A 25,691-nucleotide genomic window follows, 5' to 3' on the forward strand; every position below is an offset into this window, starting at 1 on the left:
TCTATCGCTTCGAATGGCGCTGCGACGCCGTGCGTGCGGTCCGTTCTTTCACAGCGCACACGATTGGGCCACGGTACACGCCTCTGCCCGACATTGGCTGTGCGTGCGGGTCCGTGCGCGACTCACTCGTAGACGTGCGGTGCGAGCGTGGCGATGCAGTCCAGGTTGCGGTACTGCTCGGCGAAGTCCAGGCCGTAACCCACCACGAACTCGTTGGGGATGTCCCAGCCCACGTAACGCACGTCGATGTCCGTCTTGGCGGCGTCGGGCTTGCGCAGCAGCGTGCAGATCTCCACCGAGGCGGGTCCGCGCGACTCCAGGTTGGTGCGCAGCCAGGACAGCGTGAGGCCCGAGTCGATGACGTCCTCCACGATCAGCACGTCCTTGCCGTGCAGGTCCGTGTCCAGGTCCTTGAGGATGCGCACCACACCGGAGGACTTGGTGCCCGAACCGTAGGAGGACACCGCCATCCAGTCCATGGGGTACTGCCCCTCGAGCTCGCGCATGAGGTCCGCCATGACCATCACCGCACCCTTGAGCACCCCCACGAGCAGCACGTCCCGCCCCTCGTAGTCGCGGTCGATCTGCTGGGCGAGTTCACGGACCTTCTGCGCGATCTGTTCCTTGGTGAACAGGACGTTGCTCAGGTCGTCGTGGACGTGTTCGGCCTTCACTGTGCACTCCCGGGGTCGTTCGTGGGTGGACTTGTCTCCTGCGGGCGAGGTCCGCGCTCACCGCGCAGCTCGAGGCACCCTCGCGCATGGGTCGCGTCCGAGCGGTGCCGCCACGCTGCCACCTTACCCGCCATCTGCACCGGCCCGGCCGCCCCGTACCCGAGCGCGAACTGCTCGAGCGCACTCAACCGTTCGAACGTGGGCGTCTCCCCGCCCGCGAGGACGCATGCCTTCGCGAGCATGCGTCGACGCAGTGCCGCCGGGGTCCCCTGGACGGCGGCACCGTCCAGCACGACCGACGAGCCGGACGAGGCCGCGGGCACCAGGGCGGCGTCGAACGCCAGGGACGCCTGTTCGTCCAGGTAGTCAGCGTCCGCGCCGAGCACCGATGCCGTGCGGGCCAGCGCCCTGCCCACCCCCGGGCCCAGCTGGGACTCGAGATAGGGCAGCACCTCGTGGCGCACACGCCCGCGGGTCAGCGCGGTGTCCGCATTGGTGGGGTCGTGCCACGGCGACAGCCCCTCGGCCGCGCACATCGTCTCGGTCTCAGCGCGCGTGACGTTGAGGAACGGACGCAGGTACAGCACGTCGTCGACATGATGCCGCTCGGGCATCCCGGACAGCGAGCGCGTTCCCGAGCCCCGAGCGAGGCCCAGCAGCACGGTCTCCGCCTGGTCGTCCCGCGTATGACCGAGCAGGACGGCGGCAGCACCGGTGCGGCGCGCGACGTCGTTGAGGGCGCCGTAGCGGGCGAGGCGCGCGGCCATCTCGGGGCCGTGGTGCTCGCGCACCACCGTGACCCGCTCGACCGCGACGGGCTCGAGCCCGAGCTCCCGCACGGTGCGCGCCGCGTCACGGGCAGCCTCGGCCGAGCCCTCCTGGAGTCCGTGGTCCACCACGACGGCGCCCACCCGCACGCGGCCGCGCCGCGCGAGGTGCGCGGCGGCCGCGGCGAGCGCGAGGGAATCGGCGCCACCGCTGCATGCCACGAGCACGAGGGGCGGGCGGGGATCAGTGCCCGCCCCCGCGTGCTCGGTAGTCGTTTCCCGCGGGGTCGTCGAGGGGTCCGGACGCATCGGATCACGTGCGTCCGCTCCCCCAGCCGACGTCTCACGGGGTAGGTGGTCGACGGCGCGGGCCACCGCGCGCCGGGCGCGGGCGACCACGGGGTTGAGGCGACCGGCCCGTCCGTGCTGCACCCCGTCAGTCCTGGGCGGACTTGGCGCGCTGCGCCGTTTCCTCGGCCATCCCCAGGACCTTGCTCAGCACAGGAGTGGTGTCACCGAGCATGACCAGGGCGCGTTCCAGTTCCCCCACCGGAACCACCGAGGCGAGCGCGGACACGGCATCCGTGTCCGTGGTGATCCCCGTGCGGATCTGTGACGTGGACAGCACCGGTTGGGATGCCTCCACCCTGTTCAGGACGGCCTCCTGGTCCGAGGACCCTGCGCTGTCCTCGAGCATGACCAGGCGTTCGTAGACCGCCGGGTTACCGATCTTGATGCGTCTGCCGCTGATGAGTTGGGAGAGCATGGGCGCGGACAGGCCCAGGACCTGGGCCAGCCTGCGCTGCGTAATACCGTAGGCCCCCACCACGGCGCCAAAACGCTCTGACAGCGGCTGACCGTACAGCCGGATCTGTTGATTGATGTTTTCAGAGCTCACACGGTCATCTTGGCACAGACAACCGGGGGAAAACCCGAGAGCACGTGCCGGACTCAGCCCAGGACGCGATCCATCCAGGCCTGCGGGTCGTGGATCTCCGTCTCGGTGGGCAAGGTCTCGGGTGAGGTCCACACCGTGTTGAAGCGGTCCATGCCCGCACGCTCCACGATGTACTCCACGAACCTCTGACCGTTGCTGTACTGGCGCATCTTGGCGTCCATGCCCAGCAGGGAACGGATGAACCGGTCCAGGGCGCCGTGGGTCGCGGAGCGGTCGTCGAAGCGGCGGCGGATGGTCTTCACGGAGGGCACGATGGACGAGTCCACGGCGTCCATGACGGCGTTGGCGTGGCCCTCGAGCAGGGACATCACCGCCGTCACGTGGGAGACCGTGTCACGTTCGGCGTCCGTGAGCAGATGGGTCATGGGGCCCAGGCCCGCGTCCGGGCGGCCGGCGGAGCGGCCCGTGATCGACGCCGCGGCGGCGCGCACGCGATCCCACGCGGAGGCGTCCAGCGAACCCAGGCGGGAGATCTGCTCGAGCATGTGATCACGCAGCCACGGCGCCGCCGCGAACTGCACGCGGTGGGTCTGTTCGTGCAGGCACACCCACAACCGGAAGTCCTCGGGGGCCACGTTGAGTTCGTGCTCGGTCCACAACACGTTGGGTGCCACGAACATGAGCCGGCCCCCGGGGTGGGAACGGGCCGCCTGTTCGGAGACGAGCCCGGCGTAGGGGTCGTACTGCCCCAGGACCTTGGCGGAGAGAAAGCCCACCAGGGCCCCCATCTCCGCGGCGGTCGCCGTGGGTGCCACGCCCCGCAGGGCGGCGTCGAACTTGGCCGGGTCCTTGGCGCGCAACCGGTCGAAGACGGGCTGGACGAGCACGGAGAACGTCTGCGTGTTGGCCTTGGCCCAGCCCGCGCGGTCCACCACGAGCACGGTGGAGTCCCGCAGGTTCTCCGCGGCGTCCAGACGCGTGATCGCGTGGACGTGGTGCACCGATTCGTGCGCGAAGTAGCGCAGGGACTCCACGGCGCGGGACATCTCACGCGGCCCGGGCGTGGGGCCCGGCGGGGTCAGTTTGGCGGCGATCTGGGCGGCTGCGTCCCAGTCCACGAGCGAACGACGTGTCAGTTCTTGGCTCATGCGCTCACTCAATCACACCCGGGCGGTCACGCGAATGGGCGAAGGCTGGAAACTCCCGGGGCACGGCGCGTTCCGCGCGGCCGGCTCACCCAGATCCCGCGAGCGCGGCCACCGTGCGGTCCACGGTGTCCTTGGCCCGGGTGGTGCCTCCGCTGACCCCGTTGAGCACCAGGGAGTACACGAGCACGCTGCCGTCCGCGCGTTGCACGTACCCGGACAGCGCCACCACGTCCAGCAGGGTCCCGGTCTTGGCCCGGGTGACACCGCGCGCCGCGGCCTCCGCCGGGTCGTCGAAGCGCTCCGAGAGCGTTCCCTCCGCCCCCGCCACGGGCAGCCCCCGGCCGTACGGACCGTAGCGGGGATCCGTGACCAGGGTGTCCACCGCGCGGGCGAGCGTGGTGGCGCTGACCCTGTCCTGCTGCGCCATCCCGCTCGCGTCCACGGCCCGCAGGCCCCCGGTGTCGATCCCGTGCTCGGCCAGGGCGGCGGGGATCAGCTCCTGCACACCCGTCACGCTGCCCTCGCGTCCGGAGGCCACCGCGGCGACCCGCGCGAGGGTCTCGGCGAGGGAGTTGTCCGAGTGCGCGAGCATGTAGGCGCTCTGTTCGGACACCGGCGCGGATTCCACGCGCGCGAGCTCCACGGCGTCCTCCGGGGCGCTCGCGGTGCCTCCCACGGTGACGCTCGCCCCGGAACCCAGGCGCTGTTCGAGCTGGCGCGCGAATTCCCTCGCGACAGCGGCCGCGGGGTCCTCGGGCCGTTCGCCCCGGGAGCCCGGGTCCGCGCCGTCCGCGGTGGGCACCCGGTGGGAATACAGGGCCACGGGCGCCACACGGGTGATCTCCCCGGCGGCGATGTCCTCCCCCTCCCACGCGGGGTTCAGCTCCGGTCCGGCGAACAGGTCCGTGTCCAGTTCCACGGTCCACTGCCCGGAGGCCGCGGCGTCGGGATCGTCCTGTCGCAGTGCCTGCGCGGTGCGTTCCGCGAGCGTCCCCAGTCCCGCATGACCGTTGACCGCATCCGCCCGCCCCTCGCCCGGAGCGAGCAGGGTGTCACCACCGGCCACGAGGACGAGTTCCCGCGGCTGATCCCCCCGGACCGCGGTGGTCTCCAACCGTTCGTACGGGTCCACGGTCGCGGCCAGCGCCAGGGCGGTCAGCACCTTCTGGTTCGACGCCGGCACCATGGGCCGCTCCTGCGACCGCCCCGCGACCACGGTGTCCTCCCCCGCCACCGCCACGGCGGCTGCCACGGTTCCCGGGGCCCCGGTCAGACCCGCGTCCAGGGCCTCCGTCACGCCCGCGGCATCCACCGTCCCGGACGCTGCCGCCAGACCGGCCGCAGCGGGATCGGGCGACGCCGCGGCGTCGTCCGCGCCGTGCGCCTCTCTTTCCGAGGCGTCCTCCGCCGACGACGCGCCCGGCGCCCCGGCGCCCGGGCCGTCCTGCGCGTGCTGCCACGCCGGTCGTAGCTCCGCGACGACCGCGGGCACCGCGAACGTTGCCGCGACGAGCACCGAGAGCGCGAGCAGTGCACACGCGAGGGGCCAGAATCGGCGACGCGCGGCGGTGCTCGGTGGGGGTGCGGGCATGGCCCTCATTCTCCCGTACCCGCCCGACACGGACAACGCACCGAGCGCCGTCGTACGCCGAACACCGGACCGCTGCGAGCGGGCGCTGCCCTACGGCGCGGCCGCGGCCGGTATCGTGGGAGCATCCGATCGAACGCGCGGCGGCTCGGCGCTGTCCCGCGCGGTGCCCGGGTGCGCGAACCGCCCGGCACACAGCACAACGACCCGAGGAGTTTGACCATGGAGCTGGACGTCACCATCGAGATCCCGCGGTATTCCCGTGTGAAGTACGAGATCGACCACGAGACCGGTCGGCTCCGCCTGGACCGCGTGCTCTTCACCTCCATGCAGTACCCCACGCACTACGGCTACTTCGAGAACACCCTGGGCGAGGACGGCGACCCGCTGGACGCCATGGTCATCCTGGACGTGGACGTGGTTCCCGGTGTGATCGTGGAGGCCCGGCCCATCGCCGTGTTCAACATGACGGACGAGGCCGGCGGGGACGCCAAGATCCTGTGCGTGTCCACGGACAAGCGCTACGACGAGATCCAGGGTCTCGAGGACGTCAACGAGTTCAAGCAGAAGGAGATCCAGCACTTCTTCGAGCGCTACAAGGACCTGGAGCCCAACAAGTGGGTCAAGGGCGAGGGCTGGGACGGCAAGGAGGCCGCGGAGCGGCTCATCGTGGAGGCCCAGCAGCGCTTCGAGCAGTCCCACTACGACAGCGCAGCGGAGGCCGAGCAGGACGACTGAGTCCGGTCTCCCCCACCCGGGGTCCCCGTGGCCGGTGCGCGCACCGAGCACGGGGACCTCACCCGCGCACACCGGCTCGGGGACGGTCACGCCCGGTGACTGCGCATCCCGCGCCCCTCGGAACCGCGGGCGCTTATGCCTGTCGGCGGGCCGTGGTGGGATTATCCTGCGGGACGCGGCCGCGAGAACCCGGCGGTCCCCTGCGCTTCGGAAAGGTGGTACCCGTGTTCGATCCGCACGCACGTGAACACGGGCACGTCTACGTCTTCCACGGCACCGAGTCCACGCAGGTCCTGGGCCCCGAGCACCTCATGGGTCAGGTGCGCACGCTGCTGTCGGCGGCCGGAACCGATCCGGCGCCCGAGCCGTCCCTGCACCCGGACATCGTCCCGCGCCCCTACACCTCGGAATCCCAGCAGGATCCCGGTGACCCGGCACCCGAACACTGGATGCACGTGCGTAGCACGGTCACGGAAGTCTCCGTGGACCTCGGGGCGGACGCCTTCTGGGACCGGGTGGACAAGGGCAGCTGGGCCACGTGGCAGGACCGCTGGCCCGATCCCCCGGGGGGACCGTTGTTCCCGCCCAGCGCACCGGACTGGCTCGTGCGCGCCCCGCGATGGGAACTCGATCCCCTGGCTCCGGCACTCGGCCCCGCGGCGTCGGGCGGGTGGGTACGCAGTCCCGCGCGGGCGTGGGGTTCCGGGGAGCCCGCGGTTCCCCGCGACCCCTCTGACCGGCCCGGTGATCCCGCCCGCCCGGAGCCCGGAGGCACCGGCGTGGGGCTGTTCCAGCTCACGGACCTCGAGTCCTTCTGGGTCTTCGCCCCCGAGGCGGACGTCGCGGACATCATGGCGCGCTGCGAAGCGCTCGCCACCGACCACCCCGCCTTCACGTGGCTTACCGGGTACTTCGACGTCCGGGACGTCGCCGGGTCACTGCGGCTGCCGTCCCCGTGCCTGCCCGTCCTGGAAGCGGACCTCGCGAGCGCGGGTTATGCCGTGGACACGTGGTGGTGACGCCGCAGCCACCCGCTCACGCGAGCGGGCATTGACGTGTTCGACCGCTGACCCGGCCGCCGTTCCCCGACCGGGCATCGCCTCGGACGCCTATAGCGCGGGTACCCATTGGCCCACGGCTCACTCGCACAGGCGCAACAGCGTCGCGGCCGCCGGACGGGCCTGCCACTCCTCGTTCCACAGGGACCGCACCACGGCCTTGGACACCGCCTGGGGTGTGATCCCGAGCTGCTGCGCCACGGTCTTCTGCTGACCTCTGGCTCCGGGGACCAACAGGTCCACCACGCGCCACTCGGCCTCACTGCGCTCGCTCACGATCCGGCCCACGAGCTTGAGCACCGCCTGGGCCTGCTCGGCGGCCGTCGCGTCCGCCGCGCTGACCCGCACGGCCGCCCGCTCGGTGTCACGGCCCGGTTGCGCGGCGAGGTGACCGTGGCTCATGCCCGGCCCCTCGGCGGTCACGGCCACGCGGCCGTCCTCATGGTCCACGCGCGTGAGGAACACGTCCCCCACGCCGATGCCCACCGCGTAGCGGTCCTCGCGCACGGCGATCATGGCCGCCGCGACCGCGGCGTGGGCGTCCTCGGTCAGACCGCGCACCTCACCCGGCGCCGTGGGCTGGAACGGGGCGCGCGCGGGCACGTCACGCAGGCGCCGACACAGCTCGTGGTCCATGGCGGGGTCGGGGCGGGACGCGTCCGCCACACGCTGGGTCAGGGTCAGGACGAACACGGTTCCAGTATCGCAGTTCCGCACCCGGCAACCCGGCGACGACGCCGCGTGCTTCCCGAACCGGACGTCCCGCTCAGAGCAGCGTGCGCAGGATGGCCGCGGCGCCGTCGTCGTACACGCTGCCTGTGACCTCCCGGGCGACCTGCTCGACCTCGTCCGGGGCCTGACCCATGGCCACGCCGCGCGCGGCCCACTGCAGCATCTCGATGTCGTTGCGCCCGTCCCCCATGGCCACGGTGTGCGCGGGGTCCACGTCCAGCTGCTTGCGGATCTGCTCCAGGGCGCTGGCCTTGGAGACGCCGTTCGCGGCGACGTCGAGCCACGAGGACCAGCCCACGGAGTACGCGACGCCGTGCAGACCGGCCTGCTCGATGGCCTGGGCGAAGTCCCCGGGGGCGTCCGTGGCGCTGTAGACCACGAGCCGCACCGCGGGCATCTCGGAGAGCTCCTGGAGGTCCACGCCCACGGCCTCGATCCCGAAGGACGAGTCCTGGAAGCGTTCGGTCGAGTAGAACTGGCCGTCCACGCCCTCGAGGGCGAACTTGGCGGTGGGCAGCTTGCTGGACAGCGCCCGCAGCGCATTGGAGGGGTCGAAGCTCACGCGGTCGGTGATCTCATAACGCTGCTCGAGCTGCGGGTCCAAGCGCAGGGTCACGCCCCCGTTGGAGCACACCGCGAACCCGGAGTGGATGTGGCCCTGGCGGATCACGGGCAGCGTGGCGCCCTTGGATCGGCCCGTGGCGATCACCACGTGGTGGCCTGCGCCCACGACGGCGCGCAGGGTGTCCTTCACGCCGCGGGACATGTGGCCGTCGTGGTCCACGAGGGTCCCGTCCACGTCCAGCGCCACGAGGTACTGGACGCCCTCTTCCCTGGTCCAGGAACTCGAACGGGGGGTCTGCAATTCCATGGGCGCGAACGCCGCTGCGGCACTCTGCGCCTTCTCGTCGGTGTGCCGGTCATCGATGCCGGCCTGGATATCAGTCATGACAGTCATGGTGTCACATCACCATCGGTGCATGTCTTGCGATGGACCGCCCGGTGACGGGAACGTGAAGTTCCCGGGCGATGTGCGTCACCCGACCGGGCGCAGGACCTCCTGGCCGCGCAGGTACGGGCGCAGGATCTCGGGGACGACCACGGAACCGTCCTGCTGCTGGTGGGTCTCGAGGATCGCCACGAGCCAGCGGGTCGTGGCGAGCGTCCCGTTGAGCGTGGCCACCGCGCGGGTCCCACCCTTCTTGGTCCTGCCCTGGGCATCCGTGGTCTCGGGCAGGCGTTCCCGGATGTTGAGCCGGCGCGCCTGGTACGTGGTGCAGTTGGAGGTGGACGTCAGCTCGCGGTACTTGCCCTGGGTGGGGATCCACGCCTCGCAGTCGAACTTGCGGGCCGCGGAGGTCCCGAGGTCCCCGGCCGCGGTGTCGATCACGCGGTAGCTCAGCCCGCACGCCCGCAACATCTGCTCCTCCCACGCGAGCAACCGCTCGTGCTCGGCGGCGGCGTCCTCGGGGTGGCAGTAGACGAACATCTCGAGTTTGTTGAACTGGTGCACGCGGATGATCCCGCGGGTGTCCTTGCCCGCGGAACCGGCCTCGCGGCGGTAGCACGAGGACCAGCCGGCGTAGCGCAGCGGCCCGTCGCTGAGGTCCAGGATCTCGTCCGCGTGGTAGCCCGCGAGCGCGACCTCGGACGTGCCCACGAGGTAGAGGTCGTCCTTGCCCACGCGGTAGATCTCGTCGTCGTGCTCCACGTCGAATCCCGTGCCGTTCATGATGGCCGGGCGCACCAGGTTGGGCGTGGACATGGGGATGAACCCGTTGTCCAGGGCGAGGTCCTGGGCCGCGAGCAACAGGGCCGTCTCGAGCCGGGCGACGTCCCGTTTGAGGAAGTAGAAGCGCGAGCCGGAGACCTTGGCCCCGCGTTCCATGTCGATCCCGTCCAGCAACTCCCCCAGCTCCAGGTGGTCGCGGGGCTCGAAGCCCTCGGCCTCGAAGTCGCGCGGGGTGCCCTCGGTGCGCAGCAGGACGAAGTCGTCCTCGCCGCCGGACGGGATGCCCTCCACGATCACGTTGGGGAACTGGGCCACGAGCTCCTGCTGGGTGAGCTGGGCGGCGTCGGCCTCCGCCTGGGCGGACTTCACGTCCGCGGCGAGCTGCTTGACCTGGGCGAGCAACTGTTGCTTCTCCTCACCCTGGGCCTTGGCCACCTTCTTGCCGAACGCGTTCTGCTCCGCGCGCAGGGACTCGAAGTCGGTGATCGCCCCGCGACGCCGCTCGTCCGCCTCGAGGATGCGGTCCACGAGTCCCGCGTCCGCCCCCCGGGCGGTCTGGGAAGCACGATAGGTCTCAGGGTCGGCGCGCAGGTCGTTGATGTCGATCACCCGTCCAGGGTATCCAACGAAACGTGCGGGTGCGCGATCCGACGTCGGGGCGGCGCCCGGCCCGCGCGCCAGTAGACTGGCCACGTCCGACAGCCGCCTTTCGAACGATCCAGGAAGGGGACTCCCGTGCCGCAGTACACAGTGGAACCCCAGCGAGTGGCCGTGGTGATCAACCCCATCAAGGCCCAGGCAGACGCAGCACGGGACGCGGTGATCATCGCGTGCCGCAAGGGTGGTTGGGCGGATCCCGTCTTCTACGAGACCGAGGAGGACGATCCCGGGTTCTCCATGGCGCGCCGCGCCGTCGAGGAGGGCGCGGACGTCGTGCTCGCCGCGGGCGGTGACGGCACCATCCGGGCCGTGGGCGAGTCGCTGGCCGGCGGGGACGTCCCGCTGGGGCTCGTGCCGCTGGGCACCGGCAACCTGCTGGCGCGCAACCTCAAGGCGGACCTCGCGGACCCGCACCACTCCGTGGACGTGGCGCTGTTCGGGTCCCAGAAGGCCATCGACACCGTGGCCGTGCACCTCGAGACGGACGACGACCGCACCGAGGACCACCGCTTCCTGGTCATGGGCGGCGCGGGTTTCGACGCCCAGATCATGGCCGACACCAAGGACGACCTCAAGGACCTCGTGGGGTGGGCCGCCTACGGCGAAGCCGGCTTCCGGCACCTGTTCAACCGGCCCCGCTGGGCGCGCTACAGCATCGACGACGGCCCCTGGGAGTCCAAGCTCGTACGCTCCGTGATGGTGTGCAACTGCGGCGAACTCACCGCCGGGTTGATCCTGGTGCCGGAGGCCAAGATCGACGACGGCGTGCTGGACCTCGTGGTGATGACCCCGCGCTCGCTCGTGGGCTGGCTGGGCATGGTTGCCAAGGTCGCGTTCCGCCACCGCCACGAGCTGCCCGTGATCGACTACCGCAGCGGCAAGAAGGTCCGGGTGGAGTTCCACGAACCCATCGAGTACCAGGTGGACGGCGATCCTCTGGGGCGGATCAAGGCGTTCGAGACCACCATGCACCACAAGTCCCTGCAGGTCCGCGTGCCACCAACCCAGGCCGACTGATCCGCACGCGAACGGCCCGGTCCCTCCTCTCGGAGGGACCGGGCCGTTCGTTCAGGCGGGCCTCAGGGCCGAGGACGCCGCACGGGCGCCACGCCCCGCACAGGCGCCACGCACCGCGCCGGCTCAGACCGCGCCTGCGAGTCCGAAGATCGCCGCGGCGATCGCGAAGCCCAGCACACCGATGATGGTCTCGAGCACCGTCCAGGTCTTGAACGTGGTGCGCACGTCCATCTCCAGGAACCGGCCCACGAGCCAGAACCCGGAGTCGTTGACGTGGGAGAGCACCACGGAACCGGCGGCCACGGCCACGACCATGGCCGCGAGCTGCACTACGTTGTAGTCGGCGGCCAGCACCGCCGGGGCGATCAGACCCGCGGCCGTGGTCAGCGCGACCGTGGCGGAACCCTGCGCCACGCGCATGACCGCGGCGATCAGGAAGCCCGCGATGATCACGGGGATGCCCAGGTCCGCGAGCACGTCCTCGAGGGCGTTGCCGATCCCGGAGGTGCGCAGCACACCGCCGAACATGCCGCCGGCGCCGGTGATCAGGATGACCGAGCACACGGGGCCCAGGGCGGACTCGAACGTCTTCTCGATCGCGGAACCGCTGACCCCGCGGGCCTTGCCGATGGTCAGCGCCGCGATGATGAGCGTGAGCGTCAGGGCGATGGGCGTCTCACCGATCGCGCGCAGCAGCTCGAACCACAACCGGGACGAGGTCTCCTCGGAGACCGCTCCGGACTTGGCGAGCGTGCCCAGGCCGGTGTTGAGGAAGATCAGCAGCATGGGCAGCAACAGCATGGCCACCACGGTGCCCACCGCAGGGGGGTTGCGGACGTCCTCGGCCTGACCCAGGATCGCGGGGACCGGGAGCTTGATCCGGCGCCCCGAGAACTTGCCGAAGAGGTAGGAGGAGACGTACCACGTGGGGATCGCGCAGATCAGGCCCACCAGGATGATGTAGCCCACGTTCGCCTCGAAGAACGTGGCGGCGGTGACCGGACCCGGGTGGGGCGGCAGGAACACGTGCATCACGGAGAACGCACCCACGGCGGGCAGCGCGTACGTGAGCACGCTGCCGCCCAGTCGACGCGCGACCGAGAAGACCACGGGCAGCATGACCACCAGACCGGCGTCGAAGAAGATGGGGAAGCCGAACAGCAGGGAGGCCACACCCAGTGCGAGCGGTGCGCGCTTCTCCCCGAACGCGCGGATGAGCCGGTCCGCGAGCACCTGGGCACCGCCCGAGGTCTCGAGCAACCGGCCCAGCATGGCCCCCAGCCCCACGAGCAGCGCCACGCTGGCGAGCGTGTTACCGAAGCCGTAGAGCAGGACGGGCACCACCTGGGAGGTGGGGATGCCCGTGGCGAACGCCGTGAGCGCCGAGATGATGATCAGCGCGAGGAAGGCGTGCACGCGGAATTTGATGATCAGCACCAACAACACCGCGATGGCCGCCGCCGCGATCAGCAGCAACGGCCCGGCTGTCAGTGTCTGACTCCAGCCCTCGATCTCCATGGACGTCAATGTCCTTTCAGGTTGTTGACCCACGAACGGGCCTGGATGAAGGTGGCGTCGGTGTAGTGCTTGGCCACGTGGACCGCGCGCCCGTCGGCGCGGGGGTAGGACCCGAGGAATCGGGTGCGGGGGCAGATCCGGCGCACACCCATGAGGGCTTCGGAGACCCGGTCCTCCCGGATGTGGCCGTCGATGTCCACCGAGAAGAAGTAGTCGCCCAGGTGGGTGCCCGTGGGGCGGGACTCGATGCGGGTCAGGTTGACCCCGCGCGCGGCGAACTGCTCGAGGATCTCCAGCAGGGCCCCGGGACGGTCCTCCCACAGGGGGATCACCAGGGACGTCTTGTCCGCCCCGGTGGGCTCGGGCATGGGGGCGTCCGGTCGGGCCACGAGCACGAAACGGGTGACCGCCTGTTTGTTGTCCCCGATGTCCTCGGCCAGCACGTTCAGCTCGGGGTGGCGCTGCACGACCACGGGGGAACACACGCCGGCGTCGTAGCCCAGGCCCTCGGTGCTCACCCCGCCCGCGCCGTCCAGCATGTCCATGGCCGAGGCCGCCGTGGAGGACGCGGGGACGTAGCTCACGCCTGGGAGGTTCTGCTCGACCCAGCCGCGGATCTGCGCCCAGGCGTGACTGTGGGTCGCCACGGCGTGGACGTCGGACAGGCTCACGCCCGGCGGGGCCACGAGGACGAACTGGATGGGCACCAGGATCTCGCGCAGGATCCGCAGTTCGGCACCGAAGGAGACGTCGTCGAGCGTGGCGGTCACGCCGCCCTCCACCGAGTTCTCGATGGGCACCACGGCGGCGTCCACACGTTCCTCTCGAACGGCCGCGAGCGCGGCCGGGACGGAGCTCATGGGGGTGCACGCGGCGTCGTCGACCCCCGGGACCTGCCTCAGTGCCGCCTCGGTGAACGTGCCCTCGGGGCCCAGGAAGGCGTACTCACGAGCGCATGGCCCCGGGTCCACAGGACCCGAGGCCACGCCGGACAGTGCTGCGTTCACAGAACGCGCGCCGTTTCCCCGGTCTCGGACACGATGGGCTTGTCCGCGTCCGCCCACGCGCCCATGCCGCCCAACACGTTGACGGGGTCGTACCCGTACTGCGCGAGGTACGCGGTGGCGCGCAGCGAGCGGCCGCCGGAACGGCAGATCACGTAGACGTCCTGGTCCAGCGGGACCTCGTCCGTGCGCTCCGCGAGCTGCGACAGTGGCAGGTGCTGGGCACCGTCGATGTGCCCGGCATCCCACTCGTCCTGTTCGCGCACGTCCAGGATGGGTGCGCCCGCCGGGATCTCGTCCACGGTGGCGGACGGCAAGTTGTTCACGTTGTCCATGGCGTCCCTCGTCGTTCGACTGCTCAGTTCACTCGGACCCCCACCATAGCGGCAGGGCGCGGTGTTCGGCGCCGACGGCGCGGGGTGCCTCGGGCGACGTCGCTCAGCGCACGTCGGCGCCGGTCTTGTCGTGCTCGGACGGGTGCGAGCGCCCCAGCTCGGACAGGCCGTGCTTGGCCACGTGACGCGTGGAGATCTCGTAGCCGATGTTGGTGCCCACGAGGATCACGATGCCCGCGATGAGGCTGTAGTACCAGTGCGGGTTGGTCATGCCGAACATGATGTACAGGCTCAGCAGGATCAGGAACGCGAGGCACCCGTAGGTGGTCACGGGAGCGTCGGGCAGCTTGAAGGACACGCCGCGCACCTGACCGTGGGCCGCGAGGTTGCGCAGCGAGCGGGGGCACGCGTACAGCGTGGCGTTCACGCCGGAGATAGCGGCGGTCAGCACCACGAGCACGAGCACGCCGCCGGTCGGTGCCCCGTCCCTGTGGGGCACCGACCGGCGCTTCGTACGCTTTCTCCAGGAAGTTCACATGACTCAGGAATTCACCATCGACGACTGTTCGGCGGGCGTGCGCAGCGCCAAGCCGTCCGTGGTCCGCAAGGGCTTCGCGATGTCCGCGAAACCTGGAATGATCTCGTTCGCCTCGGGCATGCCCGAACTGCGCTCCCTGCCGCTGGACGCGCTCGCGGACATCGCGTCCGATCTGATGCGCCACCGCGGCAACGAGGTCATGCAGTACGGTACGTTCACCGGCGCGGACCACCTCAAGGACCCGCTCATCGAGCTCATGAAGATCGAGGGCATCGAGAACGTCACGCGTGAGAACGCGCTCGTGACCACCGGTTCCCAGAACGGTCTGGACACCCTCGCCCGAGTGATGATCGATCCGGGGGACGTCATCCTCGTGGAAGCGCCTTCCTACTCGGGCGCCGTGGCCGTGTTCGCGGGCGCCCAAGCGGAGGTCGTCCACGTGGCGATCGACCACGAGGGCTGACCCCGGACGAACTCGAGGAGACCATCGAGGAGCTCGAGTCCCAGGGCCGGCGCATCAAGTTCCTGTACACCATCCCGAGTTTCCAGAACGCGGGCGGGACCATGATGCCGCAACAGCGCCGCGACCGGATCTGTGAGGTCTGCGCCGCGCACCACGTGCTGATCGCGGAGGACAACCCCTACGGCCTGCTGGGCTTCGAGGGTCAGACTGCCCGTGCCGTGCGCGCGGACGACGAGAACGTGGTCTACCTGGGCTCGGCGTCCAAGATGTTCACGCCGGGTCTGCGCGTGGGCTGGACCGTGGCCCCCGATTCGCTCGCCACGATCCTGGGTCTGCAGAGTGAGGCCGCTGCGCTCAATCCCTCGGTCTTCGCTCAGGAAGTGGTCGCCGGGTGCCTCGAGAAGTACGACTGGCGTTCCGTGCGGGACGAGTACCGCGTGCTGTACGGCAAGTGGGCCCAGGCCCTGATGGACGCGTTCGACGAGCACATGCCCGACGGTGTGACCTGGACCCGCCCCGAGGGCGGCTTCTACTCGTGGATCACCCTGCCGCAGGACGTGGACTCCTACGACCTGTGCATGAAGGGCATCGACAAGGGTGCGGAGATCTTCACCATCACCCTGAAGAAGGCCATGAACGCCTGATCGGTTCGCCCGAACGCCACGGCGCCGGTGTCAACAATCCTGTGGCCCGGCGCCGTCGTTCTGCCGGGCCGTATCCGCTGCGACCTAGACTGATGGATCGAGGACCGCGGTTGCCCGATCCTTGCGCCCCGCTCCGTGGGGGCGCCGTCGCGGGGGTCGGCGCACCATCACGCAACTGTGTCGGCGCCGGGGCCGGCCGTTAGGAGCCCGTTCCATGTTCCGTCTCTTCCACAATGCCACGGTGCACGCCATGAATCCGGCCACCGGATGGACCCCCCAGGCCCAGTGGCACTCCCACGACATGCCCCACCCGGACGCCATCCTGACCTCCGACGACCGCATCGTGGCCGTGGGCGACTACCAGCGGCTCAAGGACCTCGCGCCGCTCGGCACCGAACGCACCGATCTCGGCGGCACCTACGTGCTCCCGGGCATGGGCGACGGCCACATCCACTCGGCCATGTACTCCCGCTCGCTCATCGAGCCGGACATGCGCCACTGCACGTCCCTGGAGTCCGCGCTCGAGGTGCTGCGCCCCTTCGTGGAGCGGGGCATGGCGGACGAGTCCATCACGTGGATCTTCGGCGGGCAGTGGAACGTCAACGCGTGGGACGTCCCCGAGCTGCCGGACCGCCACGCCCTGGACACCGTGGCCCCAGACATCCCCGTGGCCCTGGGGTCCCTGGACTGGCACACCCTGTGGTTGAACTCCAAGGCCCTGCAGGAACTGGGCCTGGACCGCAACGTCAAGGACCCGGACGGCGGCGAGTTCGTGCGGGACGAGCACGGTGAGCTCACCGGCGTGATCCGGGAGGCCGCGGCCATCCCCATCCGGGACGGGCTCATGCAGTCGGACGTCTCCGGCAACATCGACGACTACCTGCCCCTGGGTCAGCGCGAACTGCTCAAGCGGGGCATCACGTCCATCCACGACATCGACGGCGCGGACTGCCTGTACGCGTACCAGAAGCTGCGCGAAAGCGGTGAGCTGGACATCCGCATCCACAAGGTGCTGCGCCAGGAACAGGTCCACGACTTCATCCGGCGCGGGATCCGCACGGCCTCCGGGGACGAATGGGTCTCGATCGGCCCGCTCAAGCTCTTCGCGGACGGCGCCCTGGGTTCGCACACGTGCCACATGTCCGAGGCGTGGCCGGGCACCGAGAACCACGGCATGACGGTCACGTCCCCCCAGGAGCTCGAGCACTGGATCGGCCTGGCGGCGTCCGCCGGGATCGCCACGGCGGTCCACGCGATCGGTGACCAGGCCACCACGGAGGTGCTGGACGCGTTCGCCAAGAGTCAGTCGATCGCCCGGGTCTTCGGCCTGCGTCAGCGTGTGGAGCACGCCCAGTACATGAAGCGCTCGGACGTCCCCCGGTTCCGTGAGCTGGGGGTCACCGCGTCCATGCAGCCCATGCACTGCACGGCGGACATCCCCATGAACGACTTCCTGGCCGAGCGCGACCTCGTGGCCTACGGGTGGAACAGCCTGCGCGAGGCCGGCGCCGAGCTCGTGTTCGGTTCCGACGGCCCCGTGGAGGACCCCAACCCGTTCCAGGGCATCCACGCGGCCATCACCCGCACCCGGGACGGAGCGCCCGAGGGCGGGTGGCAACCCCACGAGCGGCTCCCGCGCGCCGAGACCGTGTACTACTACACCCACGCGGTGGCCCGCGCCTCCTACGAGGAGAACCTCAAGGGCTGCCTGGCCCCGGGGATGCTCGCGGACTTCGTGAGCGTGGACCGCGACATCTTCTCCGAGGACGCCGAGGCCGTGAAGGACACCGTGGTCGAGGCCACCGTGGTGGGCGCCCAGATCCGCTACCAGCGCGAGGACTGACCGCGCGGGGCACGACGACGTCGCTCACGCACGTTCCACGGACGACGTCGCCCGCGTGCGTCCCCGGGCGATGTCGTCCGGGCGGGCGACCCGCCGGCATCGTACCCCGAAATCGCGCGGACTGGCCGCGCGCTCAGCTCAGGTGTAGGTGCGGGGCCACGAAGGTCCTGGTGGCGTTGCGCTCGTTCTCCAGGACCCAGCCCATGCGCTTGAGCGGGCGCAGGGAGATCACCGACTCCTGGATCTCGACGTTCGAGACGAGACTCTGGATGGCCTGCTCGGCCTCGATGATCTCTCCCACGGACGAGAGCCACATGACCACCATCATGTTGGAGCGCCCCGTGATGGAGGAGACCACGCGGGTGCGAGGGTCCTTCGCGAGCGCCTCGGCCGCGTCCTCGTGCCGAGAAGCATTCAAACGCATGAACCACTGCGCGGTCACGGGGGAGGACGAGAGCCCCTGGACCAGGTCGCAGCGGATGCTCAGGAGCCCTGAGGCCAGGACCTTTTGCAGGTAGCGCCGGGCCGTGGCCGGATGCAGCCCCGTGCTGCGTGCGATCTCCGCGGCGCTCGCACGACCGTCGCGCATGAGGGCCTCGATCACGGGACGCTGGTCCTCCCCGAGCGCGGTGGTCGAGGTGGGCAGGGCTGCCTGTTCGGCGGCGGTCCACGCCTGGGCCGCGGCGCGCTGCTCGTCGGTGAGCCGGTCCAGTCGCCACTTGTCGCCCGCGCGGTGCAGGCGAGACGAGAGCATGAGCTGTACCTTGGCCACGCCCGGCACCCGCGAGATCTGCTCCTCCACGAAACGGGACAGCGATTCCAGGTCGTGGCTGAGCACGGTCAGCCCGAGGTCCGGGGACGGCGCGAACGCCTCCACGGAGATCACCTCGGGCATCGCCGTGAAGGTGTCCACCACGTGAGCCCAGTCCCCCGGATCGCACGAGATCTCGATGAAGCTGAGCTGGTTGCGGGTGTCCGAGAGGTTGACCTGCGCCGTGATCCACGCGATGCCCGAGCGTTCCAGCTTCTCCCACCGGCTGGCGAGCGTGGTGGCGTGCGCGTCCAGGATCTCGGCCGCCTCCCCCCACGTGATGCGCGGCGCCCACTGCAGCAAACTGATCAGTTCCTGATCCTGGAGGGAGAGCTCGCTCTTGATGTGGCCGTTGCTCGGCATGGGTCCTCTGTTTCCTGGGCTCGTGGCGCGGGTGGTGCCGGGGGTGAGGGCGGTCTCGGTGGCGCCATTCCGTCATCTGGCGTAGCTGCACGCAACCCCTGGGACGGGCGTGTTCTCGACCCCGGCTCCCGACATCCCATGACGAGTGAGAGGGCCGCTCGGCACCCAGCCGCAACCATAAAGTGCGGGTCTCGCCATGAAACGAGATCGAGCCCGCCGACCGAAAGCGGTAACACATTATGTCAGACATTCGGTGAGTTGCACCGCATGGGCCGAGTGGCCAGTACACCGAACGGAAATTGCCGAGGGTGACGGTTCGAAGGAACTGACCCGACCCGCCTTTCGGCGGCACCACCCCGTACCTGCAGAACTGGATCAGCACGCAGTACTCGGTGGGCATGTTCTCGCTGTACGTGTGCCTGCTGCTGGTGGTCTCCACCGTGGTCGCGTTCTTCCTGCCCGAGACCAAGGTTAAGGACCTACGCCACTAGGTTCCGCCTTTTCCCGGTACGACGTCGCCCCCGCACCTTCTCGGTGCGGGGGCGACGTCGTCGTACGGGGCCGGGCCCCGGACGTGGGACCCGGCCGCGCGGGAATTACTTCTTGGGGGTGTGCAGCAGCTTCTTGTTGGCGAACTCCTCGATGCCGAACGGGCCGAGCTCACGGCCCACACCGGAGCGCTTGACGCCACCGAAGGGCAGGTCCGGAGCGGTGCCGGTGACCTCGTTGACGAACACCATGCCGGAGTCCACGCGCTTGGCGACCTCCAGGGCCTCGGCCTCGTCGGCCCCGAACACGGAACCGCCCAGACCGAACGGGGAGGAGTTGGCCAGCTCGATGGCCTCGTCCACGTCCTTGACCTTGTAGACCACGGCCACGGGGCCGAAGATCTCCTCGGCGTAGGCGCGCATCTCGGGGGTCACGTCCGCAAGCAGCGTGGCCTCCATCCAGGCACCGGGCTTGTCCAGCTTCTTACCGCCGGCCAGGACCGTGGCGCCCTTGTCCACGGCGTCCTGGACCTGCTCCATGATCTCGTCACGCGCGGACACGGTGCACAGCGGGCCCAGGAAGGTCTTCTCGTCCGTGGGGTCGCTCGGGGTGATCCCCTGCACGGCCTGCGCGAAGTTCTCCACGAAGGTCTCGTACGCGTCCTCGAGCACGATGAACCGCTTGGCGTTGGTGCACGCCTGGCCGTTGTTGAGCATGCGCCCACCCACGGCCTGCTTGACGGTGCGCTCCACGTTCTTGTCGTCGAGCACGATGAAGGGGTCCGAACCGCCCAGCTCCAGCACGACCTTCTTGAGGTTCTTGCCGGCGGTCGCGGCCACGGAGGCACCCGCACGCTCGGAGCCCGTGAGGGACACACCCTGGACGGCGGGGTCCGGGATGATGATGTCCGCGATCTGGTCGTTGGACGCGAACACGTTGATGTAGACGTCCTTGGGGAAGCCCGCCTCGTGGAACAGCTCTTCCTGTACCAGCGCTGACTGCGGGACGTTACCGGCGTGCTTGAGCAGGATGGTGTTGCCCAGCATCACGTTGGGGGCCGCGAAACGGGCCACCTGGTAGTACGGGAAGTTCCACGGCATGATGCCCAGCAGCACACCCGTGGAGTCCAGGACCACGCGGGCCTCTCCCCCTGTGGAGGGGGTCAGGCTGCGGCCCTTCATGAACTCCTCCGCGTTGTCCGCGTAGTAGTCGTAGATCGCGGCGACGATCTGGACCTCGCCCGCGGCCTGCGCGGCCGGCTTGCCCATCTCCTCCGTGAGGATCGCGGCGAGCTCGTCCTGACGCTCGCGGTACAGCTCCGCCATCTTGTGCATCAGCTGAGCGCGCTCGGCCACCGGGACATTGCGCCAGGAGGAGTACTCCTTGGCGGAACGCTGGACGGCGTCCTTGATCTCCTGATCCGTGGCGGTGTCGAACTTCTTGAGGGTCTCACCCGTTGCAGGGTTGATTGTTGCGTAAGCCATGCTGTCAGCGTATGCCCCGCCACACTCTCACGACATAACGTTCACCGAGGGCGAGAGTTCATGACACACGGCCCCGCCCCGAGCCGTCGATCCCGTCACCGCGGGGACCCGTCGCCCCGCGAATTCCCGCCGCCGACGCCGCCGTTCCTTCGCCCAAGGGGCCTTCTGCCACACCGACGACGACGCCGCTTCCGCTGCCGAGGGGACCCAGCGCCGTCGTCCCCTGCCCGCTACCGACGACGCCGCCCGGCGCGGCGCCGTCGTCCCCATCCAGTGCCACCGCGACGGCACGGGTGAGCACTTCGGGGCACGCCGAAGCCACGCTGCGGATCCCGGGCACGCCGAAGCCACGGTGCGGGCCGACACGTGGCCTCCGGGTGACCGGAAAATGCCGGGTGGCCTGGGCGTGCCCGGAAATCGCTGCCCGCCGTGTCCCTGCCGCCACACGCCGCAGACGACGACACGAACTCGCACGCGGGCCCCGGGGGCGCCGTCCGCGCGGACAATGGAGCGCAACGACCTCGACCTCCACGACATCCCAGGACGGCACGCATGACACACGAACGCCATCTCCCGGAGCACGGCGCAGGGTTCAAGAAGGTCCTGGGGCGGCTGGACGCCATCGCCCTGGGTGTGGGGGCCATGATCGGCTTCGGCTGGGTGGTCCTCACGGGAGGCTGGCTGAACGACGCCGGGACCATGGGCGCGGTGCTCGCCATGGTGGCCGGCGGGGCGATCATGGCCGTGGTGGGCCTGGTGTACGGCGAACTCGTGGCCGCGATGCCCGCCGCGGGCGGTGAGCACAACTACCTGCTGCGGGGCATGGGTGCCAGGTGGGCGTTCATCGGCTCGTGGGCGATCACGGTCGGGTACATCACGATCGTGGCGTTCGAGGCCGTGGCCGTACCTCGCACGGTGGAGTACATCTTCCCGAAACTCAGCCACGTCCCGCTGTGGACGATCGCCGGATTCGAGGTGAACCTCACGTGGGCGCTCGTGGGTGCGCTCAGCGCCGTGGTGATCACGTGGATCAACCTGCGCGGTGTGAAGCAGGCGTCCACGGTGCAGGTCTTCGTAATCATCTTCCTGGCGATCGTGGGACTCATGATGGTCTTCGGCGCGTTCACGCGCGGCTCGGAACAGAACATGGAGCCCTTCTTCCACAATGGTGTCTCCGGGTTCTCCCTGGTGCTCGTGGTGGTCCCGTTCCTGTTCGTGGGCTTCGACGTGATCCCGCAGGTCTCCGAGGAGATGCACCTGCCGCCCAAGAAACTGGGCGGCACGATCGTCACCTCCGTGCTGATAGCGACCGCGTGGTACGTGATGGTCATCCTCACCACGTCCTCGGCGATGTCCGCCCATGACCTCGCGAACGCGGACATCGCCGTGGCGGACGCGTTCGGCAACCTCTTCACCTCGGGCGCCATGGCCAACGTGCTGCTTGCCGGTGGCCTGGCCGGGATCCTCACGTCCTGGAACTCCCTGCTCATGGGTGCCTCACGTCTGCTCTGGGCCCTGGGCAACTCCCGGATGCTGCCCCGCTGGTTCGCCAAGCTGCACCCCAAGTACGGGACCCCCTCCAATGCCCTGCTGTTCGTGGGGGCGCTGTCCTTCATCGCCCCGTTCTTCGGCACCGAGATGCTCAGCTGGCTCGTGGACTCCGGCTCGCCCTCGATCGTGGTGGCGTACCTGCTGGTGTCGATCGTGTTCGTGATCCTGCGACGCCGCGAACCGGAGATGGAGCGGCCCTACCGGATCGGCGGGAAGCACCACGGCGGTGTGGTGATCGGTGTGCTGTCCGTGGTGCTCTGCCTGGGACTCGCTGTGCTGTACCTGCCCGGGATGCCCGCGGGGTTGGGCACCGCCCCCTACGTGATCTTCGCGCTGTGGTGGGTCCTGGGGCTGATCTTCATGCTGCGCATCCCGCGCGGGATCGCCCCCGGCGCGGACGCCGAGGAGCGGCTCGTGGCCGCGAGCGAGTCACGAACCCGCAGCCGCTGATCGCACCGTTGCGGCCGGGCATACCATGGAGGAAGGGAGCTATGTCCCACGAGTTCGAGACTGCGCCGGACCACACCGAGTGGAGTTCCCAGAAAGGAACCAGATGAGCATCAAAGACCGGGTTTCAGAAGTCCTTGAGGCCACACCCAAGGGCCTCCTGATCAACGGCGAGTGGCGCGACGCCTCCGACGGCGGGACGTTCGACGTCGAAAATCCCGCGACCGGCGAGGTACTGGCCACGCTGGCCTCCGCGACCGAGGAGGACTCGCGTGCGGCCATGGACGCCGCCGCGAACGCCCAGGAGTCCTGGGCCCGCACGAGCGCTCGCGAGCGTTCCGAGATCCTACGCAGGACGTTCGACCTCGTCCAGGAGCACAAGGACGATCTCGCACTGCTGATGACTCTGGAGATGGGCAAGCCGTTCAAGGAGTCCCAGGGCGAGGTCGTCTACGGCGGCGAGTTCCTGCGCTGGTTCTCCGAGGAAGCCGTGCGTCACTACGGGCGCTACGTGGACACCCCCGAGGGCAACCTCAAGATGATCGTGACCCACAAGCCCGTGGGCCCGTGCCTGCTGATCACCCCGTGGAACTTCCCGCTGGCCATGGCCACCCGCAAGGTGGCCCCCGCGGTGGCCGCCGGGTGCACCATGATCCTCAAGCCCGCGCGCCTGACCCCGCTGACCTCACAGTTCTTCGCGAAGCTCATGATCGAGGCCGGCATCCCCGCGGGTGTGCTCAACGTGGTGTCCTCCGCGTCCGCGTCCAACGTCTCCGGGCCCATCATGGAGGATCCCCGGCTGCGCAAGATCTCCTTCACGGGCTCCACCCCGGTGGGCAAGCAGCTCATGAAGACCGCTGCGGACCGCGTGCTGCGTACCTCCATGGAACTGGGCGGCAACGGCCCGTTCATCGTGTTTGAGGACGCGGACCTGGACAAGGCCGTGGATGGCGCTATGGCCGCCAAGATGCGCAACATGGGTGAGGCGTGCACCGCAGCCAACCGCTTCCTGGTGCACGAGTCCGTCGCGGACGAGTTCTCCAAGAAGTTCGCGGAGAAGCTCGACGCCCTCAAGCCCGGCAACGGTCTCGAGGAGGACACCACCGTGGGTCCCCTGGTCGAGAAGAAGGCGCGTGACAGCGTCGCCGAATTCGTCCAGGACGCGCTCGACAACGGCGCCGAGGCCGTCGTGGGCGGCAAGGCCGTGGACGGACCGGGGTACTTCTTCGAGCCCACCCTGCTGACCGGCGTGACCGAGCAGTGCCGCGTGTTCAAGGAGGAGATCTTCGGCCCCGTGGCCCCCGTGATCACGTTCAAGGACGAGGACGACGCCGTCCGCCTGGCCAACGCCACCGAGTACGGCCTGGCGTCCTACGTGTTCACCGAGGACATCTCGCGTGCCCTGCGCATCGGCGACCGCATCGAGTACGGCCTACTGGGCATGAACGTGGGAGTGATCTCCAACGCCGCGGCGCCGTTCGGCGGCGTCAAGGAATCGGGCCTGGGCCGCGAGGGCGGCGCCGAGGGCATCGAGGAGTACACCACCGTGCAGTACATGGGCATGCCCTCGCCCTGGGCCTGAGCACGCCCGCGCCCGCCTGACGGGAGGAGGGCCCCACGAGGGTCCGAACTCCCGGCACCGGCCGCACATGGACCCGCCTCGGCTGGAGCCCCGGATCACCGGGGCTTTCCGGGGCGGATCCGATTATCGAGTTTTCGCGTCCCCGTGCCGCTGTAGTGAAAGGGCAACCGAACATGGCTGACATCGAATACCGGCTTGAGCAGAAGCGCGATCTGAAGACCGCCCTCCCGGGCCCCAAGTCGCAGGAACTCGCGGCGCGGCGGGAGAAGGCGGTCGCGGCCGGCGTCGCCTCCTCCGTGCCCGTCTACGCGGACGAGCTCGACGGCGGCATCATCAAGGACGCGGACGGCAACCAGCTCATCGACCTGGGCTCCGGCATCGCCGTGACCTCCGTGGGCGCCACCGCGCCCAAGGTTGTGGAGAAGGTGCGCGAGGCCGTGGGTAAGTTCACCCATACGTGCTTCATGGTGACCCCCTACGAGGGGTACGTGGAGGTCGCCGAGAAGATCGCGTCCCTGACCCCTGGGGCCTTCGACAAGCGCGCCGCGCTGTTCAACTCCGGTTCGGAGGCCGTGGAGAACGCCGTGAAGATCGCGCGCGTGCACACCAAGCGCAACGCGATCGTGGTCTTCGACCACGCCTACCACGGCCGCACCAACCTGACCTTGGCCATGACCTCCAAGGTCATGCCGTACAAGCAGGGATTCGGGCCGTTTGCCAACGAGGTGTACCGCGTTCCCATGTCCTACCCCTTCCGCGATCCGGAGGGCATGACGGGTGAGGAAGCCGCCAAGCGCGCCCTGACCCTCGTGGAGAAGCAGGTGGGTGCGGAGAACGTGGCCGCGATCGTGATCGAGCCCATCCAGGGTGAGGGCGGGTTCATCGTCCCGGCCCCGGGCTTCCTGCCCGCCCTGTCGCAGTGGTGCAAGGACAACGGCGCGGTATTCGTCGCGGACGAGGTCCAGGCCGGCGTGGCCCGCACGGGCAAGTGGTTCTCCTCCGAGTACGAGGGTGTGGAGCCGGACCTCGTGACCTTCGCCAAGGGCATCGCCGGCGGTATGCCGCTGTCCGGCGTCGTGGGCCGCGCGGAGCTCGTGAACGTGGTGCACGGTGGTGGCCTGGGTGGCACCTACGGCGGTAACCCCGTCGCGTGCGCCGCCGCTCTCGGCGCGATCGAGACCATTGAGGACTGGAACCTCGCGGACCGCGCCCTCGAGATCGAGAAGATCATCAACGAGGAGCTCGGCTCCCTGGCCGAGTCCTCCCCCATCGTGGGCGAGCTGCGCGGTCGCGGCGCCATGATGGCGCTCGAATTCGTGAAGCCCGGCTCCAAGGAACCCAACGCGGACGCCGCCAAGCAGATCGCGGCCGCGTGCCTCGAGCAGGGCGTCGTCATCCTCACGTGTGGCACCTTCGGCAACAACGTGCGTCTGCTGCCGCCGCTCGTGATCGACTTCGACCTGCTGCGCGAGGGCCTGCGGATCTTCGCCAAGGCCATCGAGGAGGCCGGCGCCTGATCCGCGCTTCCTGAGCTCTACCGAGTACGACGGCGGGCGGTCACCGGGGTTCCGGTGGCCGCCCGTTCGCGTGTCCGGCGCGCACGGTTG

Annotated in this window: 23 protein-coding genes; 9 read left to right on the plus strand and 14 right to left on the minus strand. The window is 69.5% G+C overall.

Going from position 1 to position 25,691, the window contains the following annotated elements:
- Positions 1-122: 122 nt before the first annotated feature.
- The 5 genes from hpt to dacB form a co-directional block, all read right to left on the minus strand.
- The gene (gene hpt / locus AS25_RS00315) at positions 123-674 is read right to left on the minus strand and encodes a hypoxanthine phosphoribosyltransferase (RefSeq protein WP_035959210.1); all 552 of its coding nucleotides are present in this window, start codon (positions 672-674) and stop codon (positions 123-125) included.
- Complete coding sequence (gene tilS / locus AS25_RS00320; RefSeq protein ID WP_035959215.1) at positions 671-1,873, minus strand: tRNA lysidine(34) synthetase TilS; 1,203 nt, start codon at positions 1,871-1,873, stop codon at positions 671-673. The genes hpt and tilS overlap by 4 nt, the downstream gene beginning before the upstream one ends.
- Before the next feature lie 4 nt (positions 1,874-1,877).
- Positions 1,878-2,339, minus strand: a complete 462-nt coding sequence (locus AS25_RS00325) for a DNA-binding protein (protein WP_052160576.1) — start codon at positions 2,337-2,339, stop codon at positions 1,878-1,880.
- A gap of 53 nt (positions 2,340-2,392) precedes the next feature.
- On the minus strand, positions 2,393-3,487 hold the full coding sequence (locus tag AS25_RS00330; protein ID WP_035959219.1) for a zinc-dependent metalloprotease: 1,095 nt from the start codon (positions 3,485-3,487) through the stop codon (positions 2,393-2,395).
- Positions 3,488-3,572: 85 nt separating this feature from the next.
- Positions 3,573-5,078, minus strand: a complete 1,506-nt coding sequence (dacB, locus tag AS25_RS00335) for a D-alanyl-D-alanine carboxypeptidase/D-alanyl-D-alanine endopeptidase (protein WP_156960852.1) — start codon at positions 5,076-5,078, stop codon at positions 3,573-3,575.
- Positions 5,079-5,297: 219 nt separating this feature from the next.
- Here dacB and AS25_RS00340 point away from each other — a divergent pair, with 219 nt between their 5' ends.
- Together AS25_RS00340 and AS25_RS00345 are read left to right on the plus strand one after the other, a co-directional pair.
- Positions 5,298-5,813 (plus strand): inorganic diphosphatase, encoded by a 516-nt coding sequence (locus AS25_RS00340; RefSeq protein WP_035959224.1) that lies wholly within the window; start codon positions 5,298-5,300, stop codon positions 5,811-5,813.
- A 224-nt stretch (positions 5,814-6,037) separates the two neighbouring features.
- Positions 6,038-6,832 carry a hypothetical protein gene (locus tag AS25_RS00345; protein WP_253270421.1) on the plus strand — a complete coding sequence of 265 codons (795 nt, stop codon included), beginning with the start codon at positions 6,038-6,040 and terminating at the stop codon, positions 6,830-6,832.
- A 120-nt stretch (positions 6,833-6,952) separates the two neighbouring features.
- Here the strand turns inward: AS25_RS00345 and AS25_RS00350 are convergent, their stop codons facing one another.
- The 3 genes from AS25_RS00350 to serS form a co-directional block, all read right to left on the minus strand.
- Complete coding sequence (locus AS25_RS00350) at positions 6,953-7,564, minus strand: hypothetical protein (protein WP_035959229.1); 612 nt, start codon at positions 7,562-7,564, stop codon at positions 6,953-6,955.
- A gap of 73 nt (positions 7,565-7,637) precedes the next feature.
- Complete coding sequence (locus AS25_RS00355; protein ID WP_035959232.1) at positions 7,638-8,552, minus strand: HAD family hydrolase; 915 nt, start codon at positions 8,550-8,552, stop codon at positions 7,638-7,640.
- A gap of 87 nt (positions 8,553-8,639) precedes the next feature.
- Positions 8,640-9,944, minus strand: coding sequence for a serine--tRNA ligase (gene serS / locus AS25_RS00360; RefSeq protein WP_035959235.1), 1,305 nt, complete (start codon positions 9,942-9,944; stop codon positions 8,640-8,642).
- Between the two features lie 126 nt (positions 9,945-10,070).
- Between serS and AS25_RS00365 the strand changes: the two genes are divergently transcribed.
- On the plus strand, positions 10,071-11,012 hold the full coding sequence (locus tag AS25_RS00365; protein WP_035959238.1) for a diacylglycerol/lipid kinase family protein: 942 nt from the start codon (positions 10,071-10,073) through the stop codon (positions 11,010-11,012).
- 123 nt (positions 11,013-11,135) lie between these two features.
- Here the strand turns inward: AS25_RS00365 and AS25_RS00370 are convergent, their stop codons facing one another.
- The 4 genes from AS25_RS00370 to AS25_RS00385 all read right to left on the minus strand — a co-directional run bounded on the left by AS25_RS00370 (position 11,136) and on the right by AS25_RS00385 (position 14,368).
- Positions 11,136-12,530, minus strand: coding sequence for a GntP family permease (locus AS25_RS00370; protein WP_035959240.1), 1,395 nt, complete (start codon positions 12,528-12,530; stop codon positions 11,136-11,138).
- Between the two features lie 5 nt (positions 12,531-12,535).
- Entirely contained in the window at positions 12,536-13,537 is a 1,002-nt protein-coding gene (pheA, locus tag AS25_RS00375) for a prephenate dehydratase (protein ID WP_035959247.1), read from the minus strand.
- Positions 13,534-13,869: a rhodanese-like domain-containing protein gene (locus AS25_RS00380; protein ID WP_035959249.1), complete on the minus strand. Its 336-nt coding sequence runs from the start codon at positions 13,867-13,869 to the stop codon at positions 13,534-13,536. The genes pheA and AS25_RS00380 overlap by 4 nt, the downstream gene beginning before the upstream one ends.
- A 103-nt stretch (positions 13,870-13,972) precedes the next feature.
- On the minus strand, positions 13,973-14,368 hold the full coding sequence (locus AS25_RS00385; RefSeq protein ID WP_035959252.1) for a hypothetical protein: 396 nt from the start codon (positions 14,366-14,368) through the stop codon (positions 13,973-13,975).
- A 37-nt stretch (positions 14,369-14,405) separates the two neighbouring features.
- Between AS25_RS00385 and AS25_RS13680 the strand changes: the two genes are divergently transcribed.
- From AS25_RS13680 to AS25_RS00395, 3 genes are all read left to right on the plus strand, one after another.
- Positions 14,406-14,870 (plus strand): aminotransferase class I/II-fold pyridoxal phosphate-dependent enzyme, encoded by a 465-nt coding sequence (locus tag AS25_RS13680; protein ID WP_052160577.1) that lies wholly within the window; start codon positions 14,406-14,408, stop codon positions 14,868-14,870.
- A 53-nt stretch (positions 14,871-14,923) separates the two neighbouring features.
- Entirely contained in the window at positions 14,924-15,514 is a 591-nt protein-coding gene (locus AS25_RS13685; protein ID WP_253270425.1) for an aminotransferase class I/II-fold pyridoxal phosphate-dependent enzyme, read from the plus strand.
- A gap of 214 nt (positions 15,515-15,728) precedes the next feature.
- A complete protein-coding gene (locus AS25_RS00395) occupies positions 15,729-17,357 on the plus strand; it encodes an amidohydrolase (protein ID WP_035959255.1) in 1,629 nt (542 codons plus the stop codon).
- Between the two features lie 133 nt (positions 17,358-17,490).
- Here the strand turns inward: AS25_RS00395 and AS25_RS00400 are convergent, their stop codons facing one another.
- Entirely contained in the window at positions 17,491-18,531 is a 1,041-nt protein-coding gene (locus tag AS25_RS00400; RefSeq protein WP_035959259.1) for an Lrp/AsnC family transcriptional regulator, read from the minus strand.
- A 596-nt stretch (positions 18,532-19,127) separates the two neighbouring features.
- Positions 19,128-20,504, minus strand: coding sequence for an NAD-dependent succinate-semialdehyde dehydrogenase (locus AS25_RS00405; RefSeq protein WP_035959260.1), 1,377 nt, complete (start codon positions 20,502-20,504; stop codon positions 19,128-19,130).
- Between the two features lie 552 nt (positions 20,505-21,056).
- On the opposite strand from AS25_RS00405, the gene AS25_RS00410 reads away from it, so the two are divergent.
- The 3 genes from AS25_RS00410 to gabT all read left to right on the plus strand — a co-directional run bounded on the left by AS25_RS00410 (position 21,057) and on the right by gabT (position 25,601).
- Positions 21,057-22,505 (plus strand): APC family permease, encoded by a 1,449-nt coding sequence (locus tag AS25_RS00410; protein WP_052160579.1) that lies wholly within the window; start codon positions 21,057-21,059, stop codon positions 22,503-22,505.
- A gap of 103 nt (positions 22,506-22,608) precedes the next feature.
- Complete coding sequence (locus AS25_RS00415) at positions 22,609-24,084, plus strand: NAD-dependent succinate-semialdehyde dehydrogenase (protein WP_035959265.1); 1,476 nt, start codon at positions 22,609-22,611, stop codon at positions 24,082-24,084.
- A gap of 173 nt (positions 24,085-24,257) precedes the next feature.
- Entirely contained in the window at positions 24,258-25,601 is a 1,344-nt protein-coding gene (gene gabT, locus AS25_RS00420; protein ID WP_035959267.1) for a 4-aminobutyrate--2-oxoglutarate transaminase, read from the plus strand.
- The last annotated feature ends 90 nt before the right edge of the window (positions 25,602-25,691 follow it).

Source organism: Kocuria marina, from assembly GCF_000786655.1.
GTDB classification, from domain to species: Bacteria; Actinomycetota; Actinomycetes; order Actinomycetales; family Micrococcaceae; genus Kocuria; species Kocuria marina_A.